This is a genomic window from Variovorax sp. PBL-E5 (genome assembly GCF_901827185.1).
Classification (GTDB): domain Bacteria; phylum Pseudomonadota; class Gammaproteobacteria; order Burkholderiales; family Burkholderiaceae_C; genus Variovorax.
Genome location: NZ_LR594671.1, coordinates 2,053,698 through 2,072,792, shown reverse-complemented (window position 1 = coordinate 2,072,792; position 19,095 = coordinate 2,053,698). Strand labels below are relative to the sequence as shown.

Here is a 19,095-nt window from a genome sequence, read left to right as displayed (position 1 = left end):
TCAGTCTTTGAGCGCCTCGAGCGCAGCCTCGAACTCCAGCTGGTTCTCCAGCCTGCGCATCGGCGGCAACGCGGCCAGCAGGCGGCGGCCGTAGCCCATCGCGACCAGCCGGGTGTCGCAGATCACCAGCACGCCGCGATCGCTCTCGCGCCGGATCAGCCGGCCAGCGCCCTGCTTGAGCGCGACCGCCGCTTCCGGCAACGAATAGTCGCCGAAGGCGCTGCGCCCCTGCGACTCGAGGCGCTGCGAACGCGCCTCGACGAGCGGATCGTTGGGCGGCGGAAAGGGCAGCTTGTCGATCACCACCAGCTGCAGCGCATCGCCGGGTGCATCGAATCCTTCCCAGAACGACGCCGACGCGACCAGCACGCAACCGGCACGCCCGGCAGCGGCGCCTTCGCGGAAACGGTCCATCAGCACGCGTTTGGGCAACTCGCCCTGCACCAGCACCTCGGGTCGCGTGCCGGCATCCAGCGATTCGAGCTGCTGCTTCATCGCGTCGCCGATCGCGCGCAGCGCACGCAACGTGGTCGTGAGCACCAGCGTGCGTCCGCCCAAAGCGGCAGCGCCGCGCGCCGCCAGCTGCGCGACCTGCGCGCTGTGCGCGGGATCGCCGGGCTTGGGAAAGACGCGCGGAACGTAGAGCGCCGCCTGGCGTGCGTAGTCGAAGGGGCTCTGGACACGCAGCACCTCGGCATCGTCGAGGCCGCAGGGCTCGGTGAACCATCGCAGCTTCGGATCGTCGCCGAGCGTGGCCGAGGTGAAGACCCAGGCGCGGCCCTCCTCTTGCGGCTCGGCGCTGCCGGTCTTCAGCACGCGCGTGCGCACCGCTTCGGCAATGTCGAGTGGCGACTCCACCAACCGCAGCTGCGCGCCCACATCCACCCAGCGCACCGACTCCGATGCGCAAGGCTCGGCGAAGCGGCGGGCGCGCTCGGCGAGCTGCTGCGCGCGGTCGTGCAGGCGGACGAAATCTGGCGAGAGTTCGCTGACCGTGTCGAGCCCCTCGGCGGCGCGTGCAAAGGCCTGCTGCAGCATGTCGAGCGCCTCCTGCCACGGGCCGGCCGGCACGCCCTCCGGCGCGGGACCGGCCCAGCGCAGCTTGGTGCCGGGCCACTGCTTGCCGGCCGCGAGTCGCAGTTCGCGCGCGCCGCGCTCGGTCGCCGCGACGAGCTGCTGCCAGTCGACCAGCCCGCGCGCATGCTGCAGGCCCGCGGCCAGCAGGTCGCGGGCGAAATCGAGCGCCTGCCCGCTGCCCAGCTGCACGCCGAGGAACTGCACGCCGGTCTCGTTGAGCTGGTGCGCCTCGTCGAAGACCACGACGCGCACCGTCGGCAGCAGCTCCGCCATGCCCGACTCGCGCACCGCGAGGTCGGCGAAGAACAGATGGTGGTTGATGACCACCACGTCGGCCGCCATGGCTTCGCGCCGGGCCAGGTTGACGTGACAGGGCTTGAACTGCGGGCATTGGGCGCCGAGGCAGTTGTCGCGCGTGGAGGTCACCAGCGGAATCAGCGGCGAGCGCTCGTCCAGGCCTGGCAGCTCGGCCAGGTCGCCGGTGCGGGTGGCTTTCGACCACTGCTCGATCTTCGCCAGCGTGCGCACCGTGCCGCGCTCCGGCAGCGAAGGATCATGGCGTGCGAGATCGAGGCGATGCAGGCACAGATAGCTCGCGCGTCCCTTGAGCAGGGCCATGCGCACCGGCAGCCCCAGGGCCTCGACCAATTGCGGCAGGTCGCGGCCGAACAGCTGATCCTGCAGCGTCTTGGTGGCGGTCGACAGCAGCACCCGCTCGCCGCTCAGCAACGCGGGCACGAGGTAGGAGAAGGTCTTGCCGACGCCGGTGCCGGCCTCGACCACGAGCACGCCGCCCTGGTCGATGGTGCGCGCCACGGCCAGCGCCATCTGCGTCTGCCCCTCGCGTTCGCGGAATTGTTCCGCTGCATGCGACAAAATTCCATCCTGCGCGAAGGCATCGCGTACCTCCTGCTCGATGGACTGGCGTGACAATGTGTGAAGAGTGGAATCCAACGGGCGCGATGCGAAGCGGTATGACGGCGACGCGGCCGCCGCCGGGGTTCACTCGATAATACGTCCTCGCCGGATCCCAACGACAACATGAAGACTGCGCCATCGGCGCACCCGTGCCCATGACCCAAGGCTTTCGACTGGCTGCCGCCACCGGGCTGCACAAGGGCGACCGCCCCTACCAGCAGGATCAGGTGCTGATCCTGAATCACCCGCGCACGCCGGGTTGCGTGCTCGGCGTCATCGCCGACGGCATGGGCGGGCGCAGCGGCGGGCGCAAGGCCTCCGACCAGGTGCTGATGACGGCGCGCCAGCTGTTCGGCAGCTACAAGGTCGGACGCGACGAGCCCGTGCGCGTGCTGCGGCATCTGCTCGACGATGCCCACACGGTAATCAAGCTCACCGCCCTGTCCAGCGAGCAGGAGCCGCACAGCACGCTCGCCGCGTTCCTCATGAACCCCCGGGGCGACTGCGCGTGGATCCATGCCGGCGACTCGCGCATCTATCACTTCCGGCACGGCCGCCTGATCACGCGCACCAAGGACCATTCCTACGTGCAGGCGCTGGTCGACCGCGGCGAACTCAGCGAGGACGAGGCCCACATCCATCCGCAAGGCAACATCCTGCTCGGTTGCCTCGGCATGACCAACGCACCGCCGCCGGTCGACATCCACCTGATCCCGCGCCTGGAGCCGGACGACCTGCTGATGGCATGCAGCGACGGACTCTGGCACTACTTCACGCCCGAAGAGATGGGCGCGGTGCTGGCCGAGCAAACGCCGCGCGCGGCGGTCGAACTGCTGGTGGCCGAAGCGCGCCGGCGCGCGCGCGGCATGGGCGACAACATTTCGGTCGTCGTGCTGAAGCTGGAGCCCCTGCCTCCCGAGGAATAAGGGCGCGGCCCCGAACGCGCTCAGGGCGGCGTCGGCAAGGGTGCGGAGCGGGGTTTGGTATTTCCCGCGTTGTGCCGCTCGACGTCGGCCTTGTGATCCGCGGCCCGCTGCAGCTTGTCCTCATAGCGCGCACGTTCGATCGGCGCCTGTGCACGGCGGTTCGCCGCATCGGCCTCGTGCTCAGCATGCTCACGCTGCTTGTTGTCGAACTCCCGTTGCCGTTCGGCTGTCTCGGAGGCCGCCGCCGCCCGGCTCGTTGCGTGGTCGGCCGCGCGCTGCTCGCGGTCCTGCTGCGACTTGATCGACTGCTCGCGCTTGTCCGCCGCATCTGGCGGCCGGGTGCCGTTCCTGTTCTGTTCGAGCCGATCGAGTTCGGCGGCGCCGCGACGCTTGCGCTCGATGTCGTTGATCTCGGTTTCCTGGCGCTTGATGTTGTCGGTCTCCACACGACGCTGGCGCCGCGCCTCCTCCAGGCAGCCCTCGACCGCGAACTTCTTGTAGCAGGCGGCTTCCTCCTTGGAGAACTTCGCCTCGGCCGCCCTGCGCTCCTGCGCCAGCCGATCGCGCTCGGCCCCCAGGTCGGTGTTGCCGACCGTGGCGCTGGTCTGCGCCCACAGCGGCGCGACAGACAGGCCGATCAACAGGGCAAGGACAATGTTCTTCATGTGAGTCGGGTGTCGACGATGCGGCGCTCGAGCGCAAGGAATTCCGCCGACTGCATTTCGTTGAGCCTGGAGACGGTGCGTGGAAATTCGTGGGCCAGCGGACCCTCGGTGTACAAGACCTCGGGCGGCACTTCGGCAGACATCATGAGCTTCACGCGCCGATCGTAGAACACATCCACCAGCCAGGTGAAACGACGTGCTTCAGAGGCCATCCGCACCGGCATGTGCGGCACGTCCGACAGCAGCACGGTGTGGAACTGCGTCGCGATCTCGAGGTAGTCGTTCTGCGAGCGCGGGCCGCCGCACAGGGTCTTGAAGTCGAACCAGACCACGCCGCCCGCCTTGCGCCGCGCGTGGATCTCGCGCGATTCGATGTGCAGCACCGGATTCTCGTCGGCGCTTTCGGCGAGACGCTCGAAGGCCTTGCGCATCTCCTTGTCGGCCGCCGCACCGTTGGGCGTGAGGTAAAGCCGCATCTCGCCCAGCGCGAGCCCGCGGTAGTCGACGCCGTTGTCGACGCTGATGACTTCGAGACGCTCGTTCAGCAGTGCGATGGCCGGCAGGATGCGGCCGCGGTGCAGGCCGTCCGGATAGAGATCGTCGGGCTTGAAGTTGGAGGTGGTGACGAAGCCCACGCCGTTGTCGAACAGCGCCACCAGCAGCCGATGCAGGATCATCGCGTCGGTGATGTCGGCGACGTGAAACTCGTCGAAGCAGATCAGCTTGTAGCGTTTCGAGATGCGCAGCCCGAGCTCGTCGAGCGGATTGACGGTGCCCTGCAGCTCGGCCAGCTCGCGGTGCACCTCGCGCATGAACTCGTGGAAATGCAGGCGCGTCTTTCGCCTGAGCGGGACCGCGTTGTAGAAGCAGTCCATCAGGAAGCTCTTGCCGCGCCCGACCCCGCCGTACATGTAGACCCCGCGCGGGATCTCCGGCCGGTTGATCAGTTTCTTGAACGCATTCGAGCGCTGAGCCTTGTAGTCGGCCCATTCGTTCGCGCAGCGCTCGAGCGCCTCCACGGCGCGCAGCTGCGCGGGGTCGCTCTTGTAGCCCCGCGCAGCAAGCTCCGCCTCGTAGGCTTGCCGGACGCTCGACACCTCAGAAGTTCAGCGTGCGTTTGTCGACGGCAAGGGCCGCTTCCTTGGTCGCCTCCGACAGCGAGGGGTGCGCATGGCAGATGCGTGCGATGTCCTCGGCACTGGCCTTGAACTCCATCGCGACCACGGCCTCGGAGATCAGCTCGCTGACCATCGGGCCGACCATGTGCACGCCGAGGATCTCGTCGGTCGTGGCATCGGCCACGAACTTGACCATGCCCGTCGTGTCGCCCAGCGCGCGCGCGCGGCCGTTGGCCAGGAAGGGAAAGCTCCCCGCCTTGTAGGCACGGCCGCTGGCCTTGAGCTGCTGCTCGGTCTGGCCGACCCATGCGATCTCGGGCGAGGTGTAGATCACCCACGGGATGGTGTTGAAGTTGACGTGCCCATGCTGGCCCGCGATGCGTTCGGCCACGGCCACGCCCTCTTCCTCGGCCTTGTGCGCGAGCATCGGGCCGCGCACCACGTCGCCGATGGCCCAGACGTTGGGCAGGTTCGTCCTGCATTCGTCATCGACGACGATCGCGCCGCGCTCGTCGAGCTTCAGTCCGACCGCGTCGGCCGCCAGGCCGGTGGTGTTGGGCACGCGGCCGATGGAGACGATCAGCTTGTCGACCTCGAGCGACTGGGCGCCGCCCTTGGCGTCGGTGTAGGCAATGCTGACGCCCTTCTTGCCGGACTTGATCTCTCCGACCTTGACGCCGAGTTCGATCTTCAGGCCCTGCTTGTCGAAAGCCTTCTTGGCTTCGCGCGCGATCTGTTCGTCGACCGCGCCGAGGAAGGTCGGCAGCGCTTCGAGCACTGTGACCTCGGCGCCGAGCCGGCGCCAGACCGACCCCATCTCCAGCCCGATCACGCCAGAGCCGATCAGCCCCAGCTTCTTCGGCACGCCGCCAATGCGCAGTGCGCCGTCGTTCGACAGGATGTTCTCTTCGTCGAAGGCTGCGCCCGGCAAGGGCCGCGCGTTCGATCCCGTCGCGACGATGACGTGCTTGCCCGTGATGCTTTCCTCGGCGGCACCGGCGACCTTGACCTCGTAGCCGCCCTCGGCCGCCTTCACGAACGAGCCGCGGCCATGGAAGAAGCTGATCTTGTTCTTCTTGAAGAGATACACGATGCCGTCGTTGTTCTGCTTCACGACGGCATCCTTGCGTGCCAGCATGCGGTCGAGGTCCAGCGTCAGGCCTTCGACCTTGATGCCGTGGTCTGCAAAACTGTGACCAGCATGCTCGTAGTGCTCGGACGACTGCAGCAGCGCCTTGGACGGGATGCAGCCGATGTTGGTGCAGGTGCCGCCCAGCGCCGGGCCGCCCTTGCCGTTCTTCCACTCGTCGATGCAGGCGACATTGAAGCCGAGCTGCGCCGCGCGAATCGCCGCGACATAGCCGCCGGGGCCACCACCGATGACGATGACGTCGAATTGCTTGTTGGACATCCGGTGCTCCTCAGATGTCGAACAAGAGGCGCGACGGATCTTCGAGCGCTTCCTTCATCGCGACCAGTCCCAGCACGGCTTCGCGGCCGTCGATGATGCGGTGGTCGTAGCTCATCGCGAGGTAGTTCATCGGACGCACCACGATCTGGCCGTTCTCGACCACGGCGCGGTCCTTGGTCGCGTGCACGCCGAGGATGGCCGATTGCGGCGGGTTGATGATCGGCGTCGAGAGCATCGAACCGAAGGTGCCGCCGTTGGAGATCGAGAAGGTGCCGCCGGTCATTTCCTCGATGCCGAGCTTGCCGTCCTTGGCCTTCTGGCCGTATTCGGCGATCTTCTTCTCGATGTCGGCAAAGCTCATCTGGTCGGCATTGCGCAGGATCGGCACCACCAGGCCGCGCGGCGAACCGACCGCGATGCCGATGTCGAAGTAGCCGTGATACACGATGTCGTTGCCGTCCACCGAGGCGTTGATCACCGGGTACTTCTTGAGCGCATGCACCGCGGCCTTGACGAAGAAGCTCATGAAGCCGATCTTGACGCCGTGCTCCTTGGTGAAGGCGTCCTGGAACTTCTTGCGCATCTCCATGACCGGCGCCATGTTCACCTCGTTGAAGGTGGTCAGGATCGCATTGGTCGATTGCGATTGCAGCAGACGCTCGGCGATGCGGGCGCGCAGGCGGCTCATCGGCACGCGCTCTTCGGGGCGCTCGCCGAGGTCGGGCGCGCGCGCGGGAGCGGCGACCCGCGGCAGCGCAGTCTTCGGTGCGCCGGTCGGAATGACCGCGGCCGGTGCCGGTGCCGGCACCTTGGCCGGCGTGCCGCCTGCCACCGCACCGAGCACGTCGCCCTTGGTCACGCGGCCGTCCTTGCCGGTGCCGGCCACGTCGCGGGTCTGCAGGTTGTTGTCGGCCAGCAGCTTGGCCGCTGCGGGCATCGCCACGTCGGACTTCGACCCTCCGGTCGATGCAGCGGCAGCGGCCTGCGCCGGAGCGGCCGCAGGAGCAGCAGCGGGTGCCGCGGCGGGCGCTGCTGCGCCGGCCTTGCCTTCGGTGTCGATCTTCGCGATCACCTGCTCGGCCGCGACCGTCGCGCCGTCGGGCTGGACAATCTCGGCCAGCACGCCGGCATACGGCGCCGGCACTTCGAGCACCACCTTGTCGGTTTCGATCTCGATCAGGATTTCATCGATGGCGACGGCTTCGCCGGCCTTCTTCTTCCAGGTGAGCAGGGTGGCTTCGGCCACCGATTCGGACAGCTGGGGGACTTTGACTTCTACGATAGACATGGGGAGGCAGCTCCGCTTCGCGTTCTTGTGTTGAATGAGAGAGATGAAGAAACCGCGCGACTCACTTGGTCAGCACGAAGCCCTTGAGCTTGCCGAACGCACCGTCGACCAGCGCCTTCTGTTGTTCCTGGTGAAGATGCGAGTAGCCGACCGCCGGCGAGGCCGAGGCCGCGCGGCCCGAATAGCCCAGGCGCTGGCCTTCCTGCATGTTCTCGTGGATGTAGTGCTGCACGAAGAACCAGGCGCCCTGGTTCTGCGGCTCGTCCTGCGACCAGACCACGTCCACCAGATTGGGGTACTTCTTGAGCTCGGCGGCGAAGGCCTTGTGCGGGAAGGGATAGAGCTGTTCGACGCGCACGATCGCCACGTCATCGCTGCCCCGTTCCTCGCGCTTCTTGGCCAGGTCATAGTAGACCTTGCCCGAGCATGCGACCAGGCGCTTGACCTTGTCGGCCTTCAAGTCCCGGCTGTCGGGGATGACCGTCTGGAAGCCGCCCTTGGTGAACTCGGACAAGGGCGAGGTCGCATCCTTGTTCCGCAGCAGCGACTTGGGCGTCATGATGACCAGCGGCTTGCGCAGGTTGCGCACCATCTGCCGGCGCAGCACGTGGAAGATCTGGCTGGCCGTCGTCGGCTGCACGATCTGCATGTTGGCATCGGCCGCGAGCTGCATGAAGCGCTCCAGGCGTGCGGAGCTGTGCTCCGGGCCCTGGCCTTCGTAGCCGTGCGGCAGCATCAGCGTGATGCCGTTGACGCGGCCCCACTTGACCTCGCCCGAAGCAATGAACTGGTCGATGACGACCTGTGCGCCGTTGACGAAATCGCCGAACTGCGCTTCCCAGATCACCAGCGTGTTCGGGTCGTTGGATGCATAGCCGTACTCGAAGGCCAGCACGGCCTCTTCGGACAGGATCGAGTCGATGACGACGAAGGGCGCCTGGTTGTCGGCCACGTTCTGCAAGGGCGTGTAGGTGCCGGTGTCGTACTTCTCGCGGTTCTGGTCGTGCAGCACCGCATGCCGGTGCGTGAAGGTGCCGCGTCCGCTGTCTTCGCCCGACAGGCGCACCGGGTAGCCGCTGGCGACCAGCGAGGCGAAGGCCATGTGCTCGCCCATGCCCCAGTCGACGTTGGCGTCGCCGCGGCCCATGGCGGCGCGGTCGTCCAGCACCTTCTTGACCAGCGGATGGACGGTGAAGTTGTCCGGCGCCTTGGTGATGCGTTCGGCCAGGCGCTTCCATTCCGCGGTGGGAATGGCGGTGTCGCCGGCATCGGTCCACTTCTTGTTGAGGAAGGGACTCCAGTCGACCGCATACTTGCTCTTGAAGTTGGTCAGCACCGGGTCGGAGGTGTTCTTGCCGGCATCGAAGGCGGCACGCTGCGCCTTGACCATGTCGTCGCCGAGCGTGGCGCCGAGGCCCTGGGCCGCGAGCTTGTCGGCGTACAGCTTGCGCGTGCCCGGGTGGGCGGCGATCTTCTTGTACATCAGCGGCTGGGTCAGCGAGGGCGTGTCCTGCTCGTTGTGGCCGAGCTTGCGGAAGCAGATGATGTCGACCACCACGTCCTTCTGGAACTCCATGCGGAAGTCGAGTGCGAGCTGCGTCGCGAGGACCACCGCTTCGGGGTCGTCGCCGTTCACGTGCAGCACCGGCGCCTCGATCATCTTGACGATGTCGGTGCAGTACAGCGTGGAGCGGCTGTCGCGCGGATCGCTGGTGGTGAAGCCGATCTGGTTGTTGATCACGATGTGCACCGTGCCGCCCGTGTGGTAGCCGCGCGTCTCGGCCAGGGCCAGCGTTTCCATCACGACGCCCTGGCCCGCGAAGGCCGCGTCGCCGTGCACGATGACCGGCAGCACCTGCTTGCCGAGCGGGTCGGCGCGGCGGTCCATGCGCGCGCGCACGGAGCCTTCGACCACCGGGTTCACGATCTCGAGGTGCGACGGGTTGAAGGCCAGGCTCAGGTGCACCGGGCCGCCGGGCGTGGTGACGTCGGAGCTGAAGCCCTGGTGGTACTTGACGTCGCCGCTGGGCAGTTCCTCGGGCGCCGTGTGGTCGAACTCGGCGAACAGGTCGGCCGGCAGCTTGCCGAGCGAATTGACCAGCACGTTGAGGCGTCCGCGGTGCGCCATGCCGATCACGATTTCCTGCACGCCCTTGGCGCCGGCATCGTTGATGAGTTCGTCCATCGACACGATGAAGCTTTCGCCGCCTTCGAGCGAGAAGCGCTTCTGGCCGACGTACTTGGTGTGGAGGAAGCGCTCGAGGCCTTCGGCCGCGGTCAGGCGCTCGAGGATGTGCTTCTTCTCTTCCGTGTTGAGCTGCGGGTTGGTGCGGGCGCTCTCGAGCTTCTGCTGCCACCAGCGCTTCTGCCCCTGGTCGGTCATGTACATGTACTCGGCGCCCATCGTGCCGCAATAGGTTTCGCGCAGCGCATTGAGCAGGTCGCGCAGGGACATCGTGTCCTTGCCGAAGAAGGTGTTGCTGGTGTTGAACACCGTCTCGAGATCGGCATCGGTGAAGCCGTAGAACGAGGGCTCGAGCTCCGGAATCGCAGGACGCTCGGCGCGCTTGAGCGGATCGAGGTCGGCCCAGCGGGCGCCGACGTTGCGGTAGGCGGCGATCAGCTGCTGGACGGCGGTGCGCTGGCGGCCGAGTTCGGAGTCGGCCCCGCTGGCGACCACGACCTTGGTCGTGCCCTGCTTGGCGCGTTCGGCGAAGGCGTTGACGACCGGCAGGTGCGGCACGTCGCGCGCATTGCTGCCGTCGGTGGCGGGCACGTGCTGCAGCGCGTCGAAGTAGGAGCGCCAGTTGTCGGGCACGCTGCCCGGGTTGGAGAGGTAGTTCTCGTACATCTCTTCGACATAGGGCGCATTGCCGCCGAAGAGGTAGGTATTGCCTTGGTAGGCGCTGTAGACGGACGAAGAATCGCTCATATTCCGCTGACCTTCGCTTCCCTGCGGGAAGCACTAGCTGGTTTGAGAAACCTTCCGCGACACGGCTGAACCGATTGGCGGATGCGACTGTGGCTGGGGAAGGGCCTAGGTACCTTCGCATTGTGCCACGTCACCCATGTGACGGCAGTTGCGGGCTTCTCAAGAAGCGTCAGGCCGCGAGCAGTTGCCGGATCTGCTCGAGTGCGGCCGGATCGTCCATGGTGGTGAGGTCGCCGGGGTCGCGCTGCTCGCACACGGCCTGGATTGCGCGCCGCAGCAGCTTGCCGCTGCGCGTCTTGGGCAGCGCGCCCACGAAGCGAACCCGCGAAGGCCGCGCCAGTGCGCCCAGCTGGTCGGCCACGCGCTTCATGATGTCGCCTTCGAGCTTGTGCGCCGCCGCGGCATCCGCCAGCGCCGCGCCGTCTTTCGGCACGACGAAGGCCATCGCGACCTGCCCCTTGAGCGCATCGGCGACACCGACCACCGCGACCTCGGCAACGCCCTTGTGACCGGAGACGCATTCCTCGATCTCGCGCGTGCCCAGCCGGTGGCCGGCAACGTTGATCACGTCGTCGGTGCGCCCTAGGATGTAGAAATAGCCGTCCTCGTCGCGGATGCCCCAGTCGAAGGTCGAGTACACCAGCTTGCCGGGCACGGTCTTCCAGTAGGTGTTGAGGAAGCGCTCGTCGTCCCGCCAGATGGTCTGCATGAAGCCCGGCGGCGTCGGGCCTTCGATCACGACCACGCCCTTCTCGTGAGCGCCCGTCAGTTCTTCGCCGGTCGACTCGTGAAGGATCTTCACATTGAAGCCGTACATCGGAATGCCGGGGCTGCCGAACTTGCTCGGCGTGGCTTCGACGCCATTGGCCACGGTGAGGATCGGCCAGCCCGATTCGGTCTGCCAGTAGTTGTCGATGACCGGCACGCCCAGACCCTCGGCGATCCAGCGCCCGGTCGGCTCGTCGAGTGGCTCGCCCGCCAGGAACAGCGCGCGCAGGCTGGAGAGATCGTATTTCTTGAGCAGCGCGGGATCCTGCTTGCGCAGCACGCGCACCGCGGTCGGCGCGCTGAACATCACGGTGACCTTGTACTTCTCGACCAGACGCCACCAGATGCCGCCATCGGGCTGGCCGTCGAGGCCTTGCGTGGGCAGGCCTTCGTACATGAGGGTGGCCATGCCGGCGATCAGCGGCCCGTAGACGATGTAGCTGTGGCCGACGACCCAGCCGATGTCGCTGGTCGAGAAGTAGGTTTCGCCGGCGCGGCCGTCGAAGATGTGCTTCATGCTGGCGGCCAGCGCGACCGCGTAGCCGCCGGTGTCGCGCTGCACGCCCTTGGGTTTGCCGGTGGTGCCGCTGGTGTAGATGGTGTAGCTGATGTCGGCGGCATCGAGCCAGGTGCAGGGCACCTGGGCATCGCGATGGGCCTCCAGCAAGGGGGCGGCCAGGTGGTCGCGCCCTTCGACCAGGTCCATCGGGGCCAATCCGCGATCGGTGAGCAGCACGGACGCGGGCTTGTGCCGGGAGATCCGGATCGCTTCGTCGAGCAGCGGCTTGTAGGGCAGCACCTTGCCGCCGCGCGAGCCGGCATCGGCGCTGACGATCAGCTTGGGGGTCGCATCGTCGATGCGCGAGGCCAGCGAGACGCTGGCGAAGCCGCCGAAGACCACGCAATGGATGGCACCGATGCGCGCGCAGGCCAGCATCGCGAAGGCGGCCTCGGGGACCATCGGCATGTAGATCAGCACGCGGTCGCCCTGGCCTACGCCGAGGGCGATGAAGCTGGCGGCCATGCGCTGCACTTCGACATGCAGCTCCTTGAAGCTGAAGGTCTTCTCGGTGCCGGTTTCGGTGGAGACGAAGATGAGTGCAGGCTGATCGCCGCGCGTGGCCAGGTGGCGGTCCACCGCGTTGTGACAGAGGTTGGTGCGGCCGCCGACGAACCAGTTGGCGAATGGCGGCTTGCCGGCATCGAGGATCTGCTGCGGCGGCGTGTGCCAGTCGATCAGCCTGGACTCTTCGGTCCAGAAGGCTTCAGGTGTCTCGATGGAACGGCGGTAGAACTCGGCGTAGCGGCTCATGGGCACTTGTCTCCTGCGATGGTTTCTTCCAGCGACTTTACCTCTGCGGTCGATCCTTCGTACGCATCATGGCGCGATGAAAAACACACGCTGCGCCGCACGAATTCTTGACGCGCCGGCTGCAAACGGCACCATGATCAAGTCATGAACACACGCGACGGCCTGTCCGCCTGGCACTGCTTGCTTTTAGCTTACACGACCGTTGTTCTTCTCGGCCTGGCGGCGGCCACTTGCGCCGCCCAGCCCGCACCGGCGCAGCGGCTTCGCATCGTCGGCGGCCTGGCGGGCGTCAGCCAGTTCACACGCCACGAAGAGCGCTTCTGGACCCGTGACCTGACCCGCCTGAGCGGCGGAAAGTACGGCGCCAGCATCGTTGCGTTCGACCAGGCCGGCGTGCCCGGGCAGGAAATGCTGAACCTCATGAAGCTGGGTGTCGTGCCCTTCGGCAACGCGCTGCTGAGCCAGGTCTCCTCCGAGTATCCGGAACTGGGCACGCCGGACATGGCCGGCCTCAGCCCCGACATGCCGGCGCTGCGCCGCGTCGTGGCGGCGTTCCGGCCCTACCTCGGAGACACCTTGCGCGAGCGCTACGGGGTCGAACTGCTCGCCGTCTACGTCTATCCGGCGCAGGTCCTTTTCTGCAAGCAACCCTTGACGCAGCTGTCCGATCTCGCGGGCAGGCGCACCCGGGTGTCCGGCCCGACACAGGCCGACTACATCCGCGCACTCGGCGGCATCCCGGTCGTCACCGAGTTCGCCGACCTGATGTCCCACATGAATTCGGGCAACACGGAATGCGCAGTGACCGGCGCGATGTCCGGCAACATGCTGGGCCTGCATCGGGTCACCCGGTCCCTCTACACACTGCCGATCAGCTGGGGGCTTGCCGTGTTCGGCGCCAACCAGGAAACGTGGAATGCACTGCCTTCGGATCTGAAGGCGCTGCTGCGCAGCGAGCTTCCCAAACTGGAGACCGCGGTCTGGGCCGAATCCGAGCGCGAAACCGGCGAAGGCGTGTCCTGCAACACGGGCGCGGCGACGTGCACGCGAGAAAGCAGGGGCACGATGACCGAGTCGCGTCCCTCGGCGGAAGATCGCCGCCGGAGCAAGGAGATCTTCGCCGCCAGCGTGCTGGCGGGCTGGGTCGCGCGATGCGGACCGACGTGCGCCCAGGTCTGGGACCAGACCGTCGGGCCGGTGGTCGGATTCAAGGCGCCTGCGGTCCAGTGAACAAGCACCTGCCCCATCGGGCCACCGCCTTGATCTACGGTGTCGCGTCGCTGTTCGTGATCGCCGTCCTCGCCGCCGCCGCCGCGATGATGTGGCAGACGCGCCAGAAGGCGATCGCCGACAGCGAAAGCCAGGCCGCGCGCTTCGTCGGTGGCTCCGAAGCGGCGCTCAACCGCGGCCTGCTGAGCGTCGACATGCTGCTCGCGGGTCTCGGACAGCTCGCGCAGATGTCCGATGCCGCCAGCGTCGCGGCCGACCTGGCCCGGCCCGAGGCGGTGCAGCTGATGGACGGCGTCGTGCGGCAGAACCTGCTGGTCCGGTACATGGCGTTCCTGTCGCCTGGCGGGCGCGTGATCACGTCGTCCGACCGCCGCGGCGCGAAGCTGGCCGTGCAGTTGCCCGACGGCTTCCTGCAGCAGGTGCTCGCGCAACCCGTGTCCACGCTGGCGGTCAGCACGCCCTCGATCAGCCTGTCGAGTTCGCAGAAGGTGCTCTATTTCGCGCGCGTCCTGCGGCTCGTCGACGGCAGCAAGGCGGTGGCGCTGGCGGAAGTGCAGCTCTCGCTGCTCACCACGATCCTCACGCAGGGCGCCGACATCCGCGGAATGGAAGTCACGCTCGAGCGCGATGGCGGCGAGATGCTGGCCAGCAAGCCGCCGCGCGACGACCTCTCGGGCCGGACCATCGCGCCAGCCTTGCGCGAGCAGGCCAGCGACGGACACCCGGTGCGCATGGCCGCGCGCCTCAGCGGCGAACCTGCGATCGTCGTCGCGCGACCCACGCTGCACCGGAACCTGCTGATCGTGGCCAGCATTCCGCTGCGCTTCGCGTTGCAGGGCTGGCGCCGGGACAGCGCCTTCATCCTGGGCGCGGCCCTCGTCTTCACGCTGATGATCCTGGCCGTCAGCGTCTTCACCCATCTGCAGTTGCGGCGGCAATGGCGCTCGCGCGCCGAACTGCTTCGTTCCAAGGCGACGCTGGACCAGGCGCTGGAATCCATGATGGATGGCTTCGTCCTGCTCGATCCGCACGATCGCGTGCTGACGTGGAATCGGCGCTTCGTCGACCTCTTTCCATGGGCCCGGGCGCTGATCGAGCCCTTGTTGCCCTTCGATCGCATCGCCCTGCGGATGATCGCGCAGCATTCGGCCGAACGCCCCGCGCCCGGAGAGCCGGGCGGTGCAAGGTTGCAGTTGCAGGGGCCGATCGAAGGCGAGCAGGAGGTCGTCTTTCCGGACGGCCAAGTCATCCTTTCCATTCGCAGCCGCACGCCCGACGGCGGGTCGGTCTGCGTGTACCGCGACGTCACGGAAAAGAAGCGCCAGACCGCCGACATCGTCGAGGGCAAGGCACAGTTGCAGGCGACGCTCGATGCACTGCCGGACGTGCTGCTCGAGGTCGGCCTGGACGGGCTTTGCCGCCGCTTCCACTTGCCGCGCAACGAGGTGCCCGGCATCGATGTGCAGGATCCGGTCGGAAAGAAGGTGCCCGAGCTGCTGCCGGGCGACGCCGCCGTCGAGGTGATGGCCGCACTGCACGACGCTTACGTGTCGGGCTTCTCCAAGGGGCGGCAGTTCGAACGCCGGGCCGCGGGGGGAACGACCTGGTTCGAGATCTCCGTCTCGCGCAAGTCGATCGGCCAAGGACCGGACACGCGTTTCATCGTCATCCTGCGCAACATCACCGACAACAAGCTGGCGGCGCGCGAGATCGAGCACCTCGCGTTCTACGACGGCCTGACGGGCCTGCCCAATCGCCGCCTTCTTCTGCATCGCCTGCAGGCGGCCATTGATTCCAACCACCGTCGCTCGCGCCGGGGCGCACTGCTGTTCCTGGACCTGGATCACTTCAAGACGCTCAACGATGCCTCGGGACATGCCATCGGCGATCTGCTCCTGAAGCAGGTGGCGGCCCGGCTTCAGGCCGGCTTGCGCGAAGGCGACACGGTGGCGCGGCTGGGCGGCGATGAATTCGTGGTGCTGCTCGAGAATCTCGGCGACGAGCCCGACTCCGCGACCATGCAGGCCGCGACGGTAGCCGACGCCCTCCTCGCCGAACTCGACCTGCCCTATCAGCTCACCGCGGCGCGGCAGTTCCACAGCACCTGCAGCATCGGCGTGGTGGTCTTTCGTGGGCAGCAGCACTCGCTCGAAGACCTGCTCAAGCAGGCCGACATTGCGACCTACTACGCCAAGACCGCGGGCGGCAACACCGTGCGCTTCTTCGAGGCCGCCATGCAGGCGACGATCACCGCCCGCGCGACGCTCGAGAGCGAGTTGCGCACCGCACTGGCCGCCGACCAGTTCGTGCTGCACTACCAGAGCCAGGTGACATCGGAAGGCCGCATCGTCGGCGCGGAAGTGCTGATCCGATGGCAGCATCCGGCGCGGGGCCTGGTGCCGCCCGCGGGATTCATCGATCTGGCGGAAGACACGGGGCTGATCGTGCCCATCGGTCTCTGGGTTCTGGAGGCGGCATGTGCGCAACTCGAGCGCTGGAGCCACCAGCCGGCGCGCCGTGATCTTCAGCTTGCGGTGAATGTCAGCGCGCGGCAGTTCCGCGAGGACGACTTCGTCCTGCAGGTGAGCGAGGTACTCGAAAGAACCGGCGCCGATCCGACGCGGCTCAAGCTCGAACTCACGGAAAGCCTGCTGCAGGACAAGGTGGCGGAAATGATCGGCAAGATGAAGGCGCTCGCGGAGATCGGCATCCATTTCTCGATGGACGATTTCGGCACCGGCTATTCATCGCTCTCCTACATGACGCAGCTGCCGCTCGACCAGATCAAGGTCGACAAGTTCTTCGTGCACAGCATCGGCATCCATCCCAAGGTCGAACTGATCATCCAGACGATCATCGGCATGGCCCGCAACCTGGAGCTCGAGATCGTGGCGGAGGGCATCGAGACACCCGAGCAACTCGCCTTTCTCAAGAAGCATGGATGCATGCTGTACCAGGGCTATCTGTTCGGCAAGCCCGTGCCGCTGCAGGCGTTCGAGTCCCACCTGGACCTCGAGACGGTGGACTGAGTCCGGCAGCGAAGGATTGCGGTCCGGTCAGCGGATCAACGCCTGCAGCTCCCTGAAGCGGGGGTGCTCGGCCGTACGCAGCCACTCGAAGCCGACCATCTCGGTGGTGACGAGCTCCGCGCCGGCGCCGGCAAGCCGATCGAAGGCCGCATCGCGATTGCGTTCGGTGCGCGAGCTGCAGGCGTCGGTCACGACCCAGACTTCGAATTCGTCCTCGATCAGGTCGAGCGCGGTTTGCAGCAGGCACACATGCGCTTCGCAGCCGGCGATGACGATGGTGTTGCGTTCCTCGGCCGTGGCCGGCTTCTGCAGATGCTTGGGCAGGCTGCGCGCGTTGCCTTGCGGCGCCTTCGCCGGCGCCCGCAGCCATTCGCCCAGGCCTTCTTCGGCACCGCTGAAATGCATCTTGGCGAGCGTGCGCTGGCACAGGGCGCGGATGTCGGCCGGGTTCTCGCCGAGCTTCGACGGATTCTGCTCGGTACCCCAGACCGGGACATCCACCAGCTGCGCGATCTTGCCGAGGCGCACCGCGTTCTTCGTCACGGCATCCGCCTCGAAGATCGCCGGCATCAGGCGCGCCTGGTAGTCGACCAGGACCAATTGGGATTGCGAGGGATCGAGCAGCATGGGGCGAGTGTCTTGGATTCGAAAAGCGCAGGGCTGAACCGTACCACCGAACAGGTCGGACTGCCTCGGTGAATCGAACGATCGATGTTCAAATCCAATGGGCAACTCAATGGACAACCGATTCAGCCAGGAAGACCATGATGAACGCACCTTCGGCCGCACCGGCCCTGATGTCCGGCCACGAGTTTCGCGAATCGCTGCGGCGCTACAGTCCGACGGTCTTCGTCGACGGGCGACGTGTCGACAGCGTCGCCGACGAGCCGGCCTTTCAACCCGGCATCAATGCCATCGCGCTGACCTACGACTACGCATTGAAGGCGCAGTACGCGCCGCTGATGACGGCCGTGCAGCACACCAGCGGCAAGCGGGTGAACCGGCTGTCGCACATCAATACCAGCTCGGGCGACCTGCTGAACAAGCTGGAGGCCGTGCGCCTGGTCTGCCAGGAAACCGGCTGCGCCCAGCGCTACCTGACGCACGACGCGCTGAACGCCATCGCGCAGGTGTCGGCACGCATCGACGACGCACGCGGCGGCAGCGAGCACAGGGAGCGCTTCACCGCCTACCTGCATCGCATCCAGGACCAGGACCTGACGCTCGGCGTCGCGATGACCGATGCCAAGGGCGACCGCAGCCGGCGTCCGCACGAGCAGGCCAACGTCGACAGCTACGTCCACATCGTCGAGCGCAACGCGGTGCGCAACGGCGTGCGCGGCATCGTGATCTCCGGCACGAAGGCGATCGTGACGGGGGCGCCCTACGTCCATGAGCTGCTGGTCATGCCCTGTCGCAACATGGGCCGGGAAGACGCCGACTTCGCGGTCTGCTGCGCTGTGCCGCTCGACGCAGCGGGCCTCACGATCATCGCGCGGCCCGCGGGCCGTCCGGGCGAAAAGCTCGAGCACGGCGATGCGCTGTTCAGCCGCAAGTACGGCCAGAGCACGGGCGTGTGCCTGTTCGACCGGGTCTTCGTTCCCTGGGAGAACGTGTTCTATGCCGGCGAGTGGGAGCACAGCGGCCACCTCACTTACAGCTACGCCACCCACCATCGGCACAGCTGCATCGGCGCGCGCGCCGGCTTCGGCGACCTGCTGATCGGCGCCGGCGCGCTGATGTGCGAGGCCAATGGTTTCGACCCCGGCCGCGAGACGCATCTGCGCGAGCAGATGGTCGAGCTCATCACCATCACCGAGAGCTTCTTCGCCTGCGGCGTCGCCGCCAGCGTGTATGCCAAGGCCGACACGCACTGCGAGGTCTTCATGCCCGATGCCGTGTTCAGCAACATCGGCAAGCTGCTGCTGGCCACCAGGATCTACGACATGCACCGCATCGCGCACTACGTGAGCGGCGGCCTGATCGTCACCTTGCCTGGGCCGGACGAGGACCACAATCCCGAAACCGCCGCGCGGCTGTCCGAGGTCTTGCGCGCCAACCCGGACGTGCCTTATGCGCAGCGCATCGAGACGGCGCGCTTCATCGAAGACCTCACTGCCGGCTACCAGGGCGGCTGGTACAGCGTGATCAGCCTGCACGGCGGCGGCTCGCCGGCCGCGATGAAGCAGGAGATCTACCGCAACTATCCGCTCGGCTCGAAGGTGGAGCTGGTGGAACGCATCCTCGAGCGCGGCATCGCCGCCGACGGATCGCCGGCCGCCGCGCCGCACGATCCGGCCCGCGCGATCACCCGCAACCGCCAGCCGGGCAAGTGCTGCGACACCGGCTGCACGACGCCGGGCCAGCCGGTGATGGTCGACCTGCCGGTGCTGCCCTCCCTTGCGGCAAGGCCGAACTGAG

Annotated in this window: 12 protein-coding genes; 4 read left to right on the top strand and 8 right to left on the bottom strand. The window is 67.0% G+C overall.

Features of this window, described 5'->3' with window-relative positions; all coding sequences use genetic code 11:
* Positions 1-1,905 carry an ATP-dependent DNA helicase gene (locus WDLP6_RS10135; RefSeq protein ID WP_232077432.1) on the bottom strand — a complete coding sequence of 635 codons (1,905 nt, stop codon included), beginning with the start codon at positions 1,903-1,905 and terminating at the stop codon, positions 1-3.
* A gap of 245 nt (positions 1,906-2,150) precedes the next feature.
* On the opposite strand from WDLP6_RS10135, the gene WDLP6_RS10130 reads away from it, so the two are divergent.
* Positions 2,151-2,921 carry a PP2C family protein-serine/threonine phosphatase gene (locus tag WDLP6_RS10130; RefSeq protein ID WP_162595042.1) on the top strand — a complete coding sequence of 257 codons (771 nt, stop codon included), beginning with the start codon at positions 2,151-2,153 and terminating at the stop codon, positions 2,919-2,921.
* A gap of 20 nt (positions 2,922-2,941) precedes the next feature.
* Here the strand turns inward: WDLP6_RS10130 and WDLP6_RS10125 are convergent, their stop codons facing one another.
* The 6 genes from WDLP6_RS10125 to WDLP6_RS10100 form a co-directional block, all read right to left on the bottom strand.
* Positions 2,942-3,586, bottom strand: a complete 645-nt coding sequence (locus WDLP6_RS10125; protein ID WP_162592225.1) for a hypothetical protein — start codon at positions 3,584-3,586, stop codon at positions 2,942-2,944.
* A complete protein-coding gene (gene zapE / locus WDLP6_RS10120; protein WP_162592224.1) occupies positions 3,583-4,683 on the bottom strand; it encodes a cell division protein ZapE in 1,101 nt (366 codons plus the stop codon). The genes WDLP6_RS10125 and zapE overlap by 4 nt, the downstream gene beginning before the upstream one ends.
* Position 4,684: 1 nt before the next feature.
* A complete protein-coding gene (gene lpdA, locus WDLP6_RS10115) occupies positions 4,685-6,115 on the bottom strand; it encodes a dihydrolipoyl dehydrogenase (protein ID WP_162592223.1) in 1,431 nt (476 codons plus the stop codon).
* A gap of 10 nt (positions 6,116-6,125) precedes the next feature.
* Positions 6,126-7,403, bottom strand: coding sequence for a 2-oxoglutarate dehydrogenase complex dihydrolipoyllysine-residue succinyltransferase (odhB, locus tag WDLP6_RS10110; RefSeq protein WP_162592222.1), 1,278 nt, complete (start codon positions 7,401-7,403; stop codon positions 6,126-6,128).
* A gap of 61 nt (positions 7,404-7,464) precedes the next feature.
* A complete protein-coding gene (locus WDLP6_RS10105; protein ID WP_162592221.1) occupies positions 7,465-10,335 on the bottom strand; it encodes a 2-oxoglutarate dehydrogenase E1 component in 2,871 nt (956 codons plus the stop codon).
* 169 nt (positions 10,336-10,504) lie between these two features.
* A complete protein-coding gene (locus WDLP6_RS10100; RefSeq protein ID WP_269475593.1) occupies positions 10,505-12,469 on the bottom strand; it encodes a propionate--CoA ligase in 1,965 nt (654 codons plus the stop codon).
* Positions 12,470-12,559: 90 nt separating this feature from the next.
* On the opposite strand from WDLP6_RS10100, the gene WDLP6_RS10095 reads away from it, so the two are divergent.
* Together WDLP6_RS10095 and WDLP6_RS10090 are read left to right on the top strand one after the other, a co-directional pair.
* Positions 12,560-13,645, top strand: a complete 1,086-nt coding sequence (locus WDLP6_RS10095) for a TRAP transporter substrate-binding protein (RefSeq protein ID WP_162592219.1) — start codon at positions 12,560-12,562, stop codon at positions 13,643-13,645.
* Positions 13,642-16,674, top strand: a complete 3,033-nt coding sequence (locus WDLP6_RS10090) for a bifunctional diguanylate cyclase/phosphodiesterase (protein ID WP_162592218.1) — start codon at positions 13,642-13,644, stop codon at positions 16,672-16,674. The genes WDLP6_RS10095 and WDLP6_RS10090 overlap by 4 nt, the downstream gene beginning before the upstream one ends.
* 27 nt (positions 16,675-16,701) lie before the next feature.
* Here the strand turns inward: WDLP6_RS10090 and WDLP6_RS10085 are convergent, their stop codons facing one another.
* Positions 16,702-17,301 (bottom strand): isochorismatase family protein, encoded by a 600-nt coding sequence (locus WDLP6_RS10085; RefSeq protein WP_162592217.1) that lies wholly within the window; start codon positions 17,299-17,301, stop codon positions 16,702-16,704.
* Between the two features lie 140 nt (positions 17,302-17,441).
* On the opposite strand from WDLP6_RS10085, the gene WDLP6_RS10080 reads away from it, so the two are divergent.
* Complete coding sequence (locus tag WDLP6_RS10080; protein ID WP_162592216.1) at positions 17,442-19,094, top strand: 4-hydroxyphenylacetate 3-hydroxylase family protein; 1,653 nt, start codon at positions 17,442-17,444, stop codon at positions 19,092-19,094.
* Position 19,095: the final 1 nt, after the last annotated feature.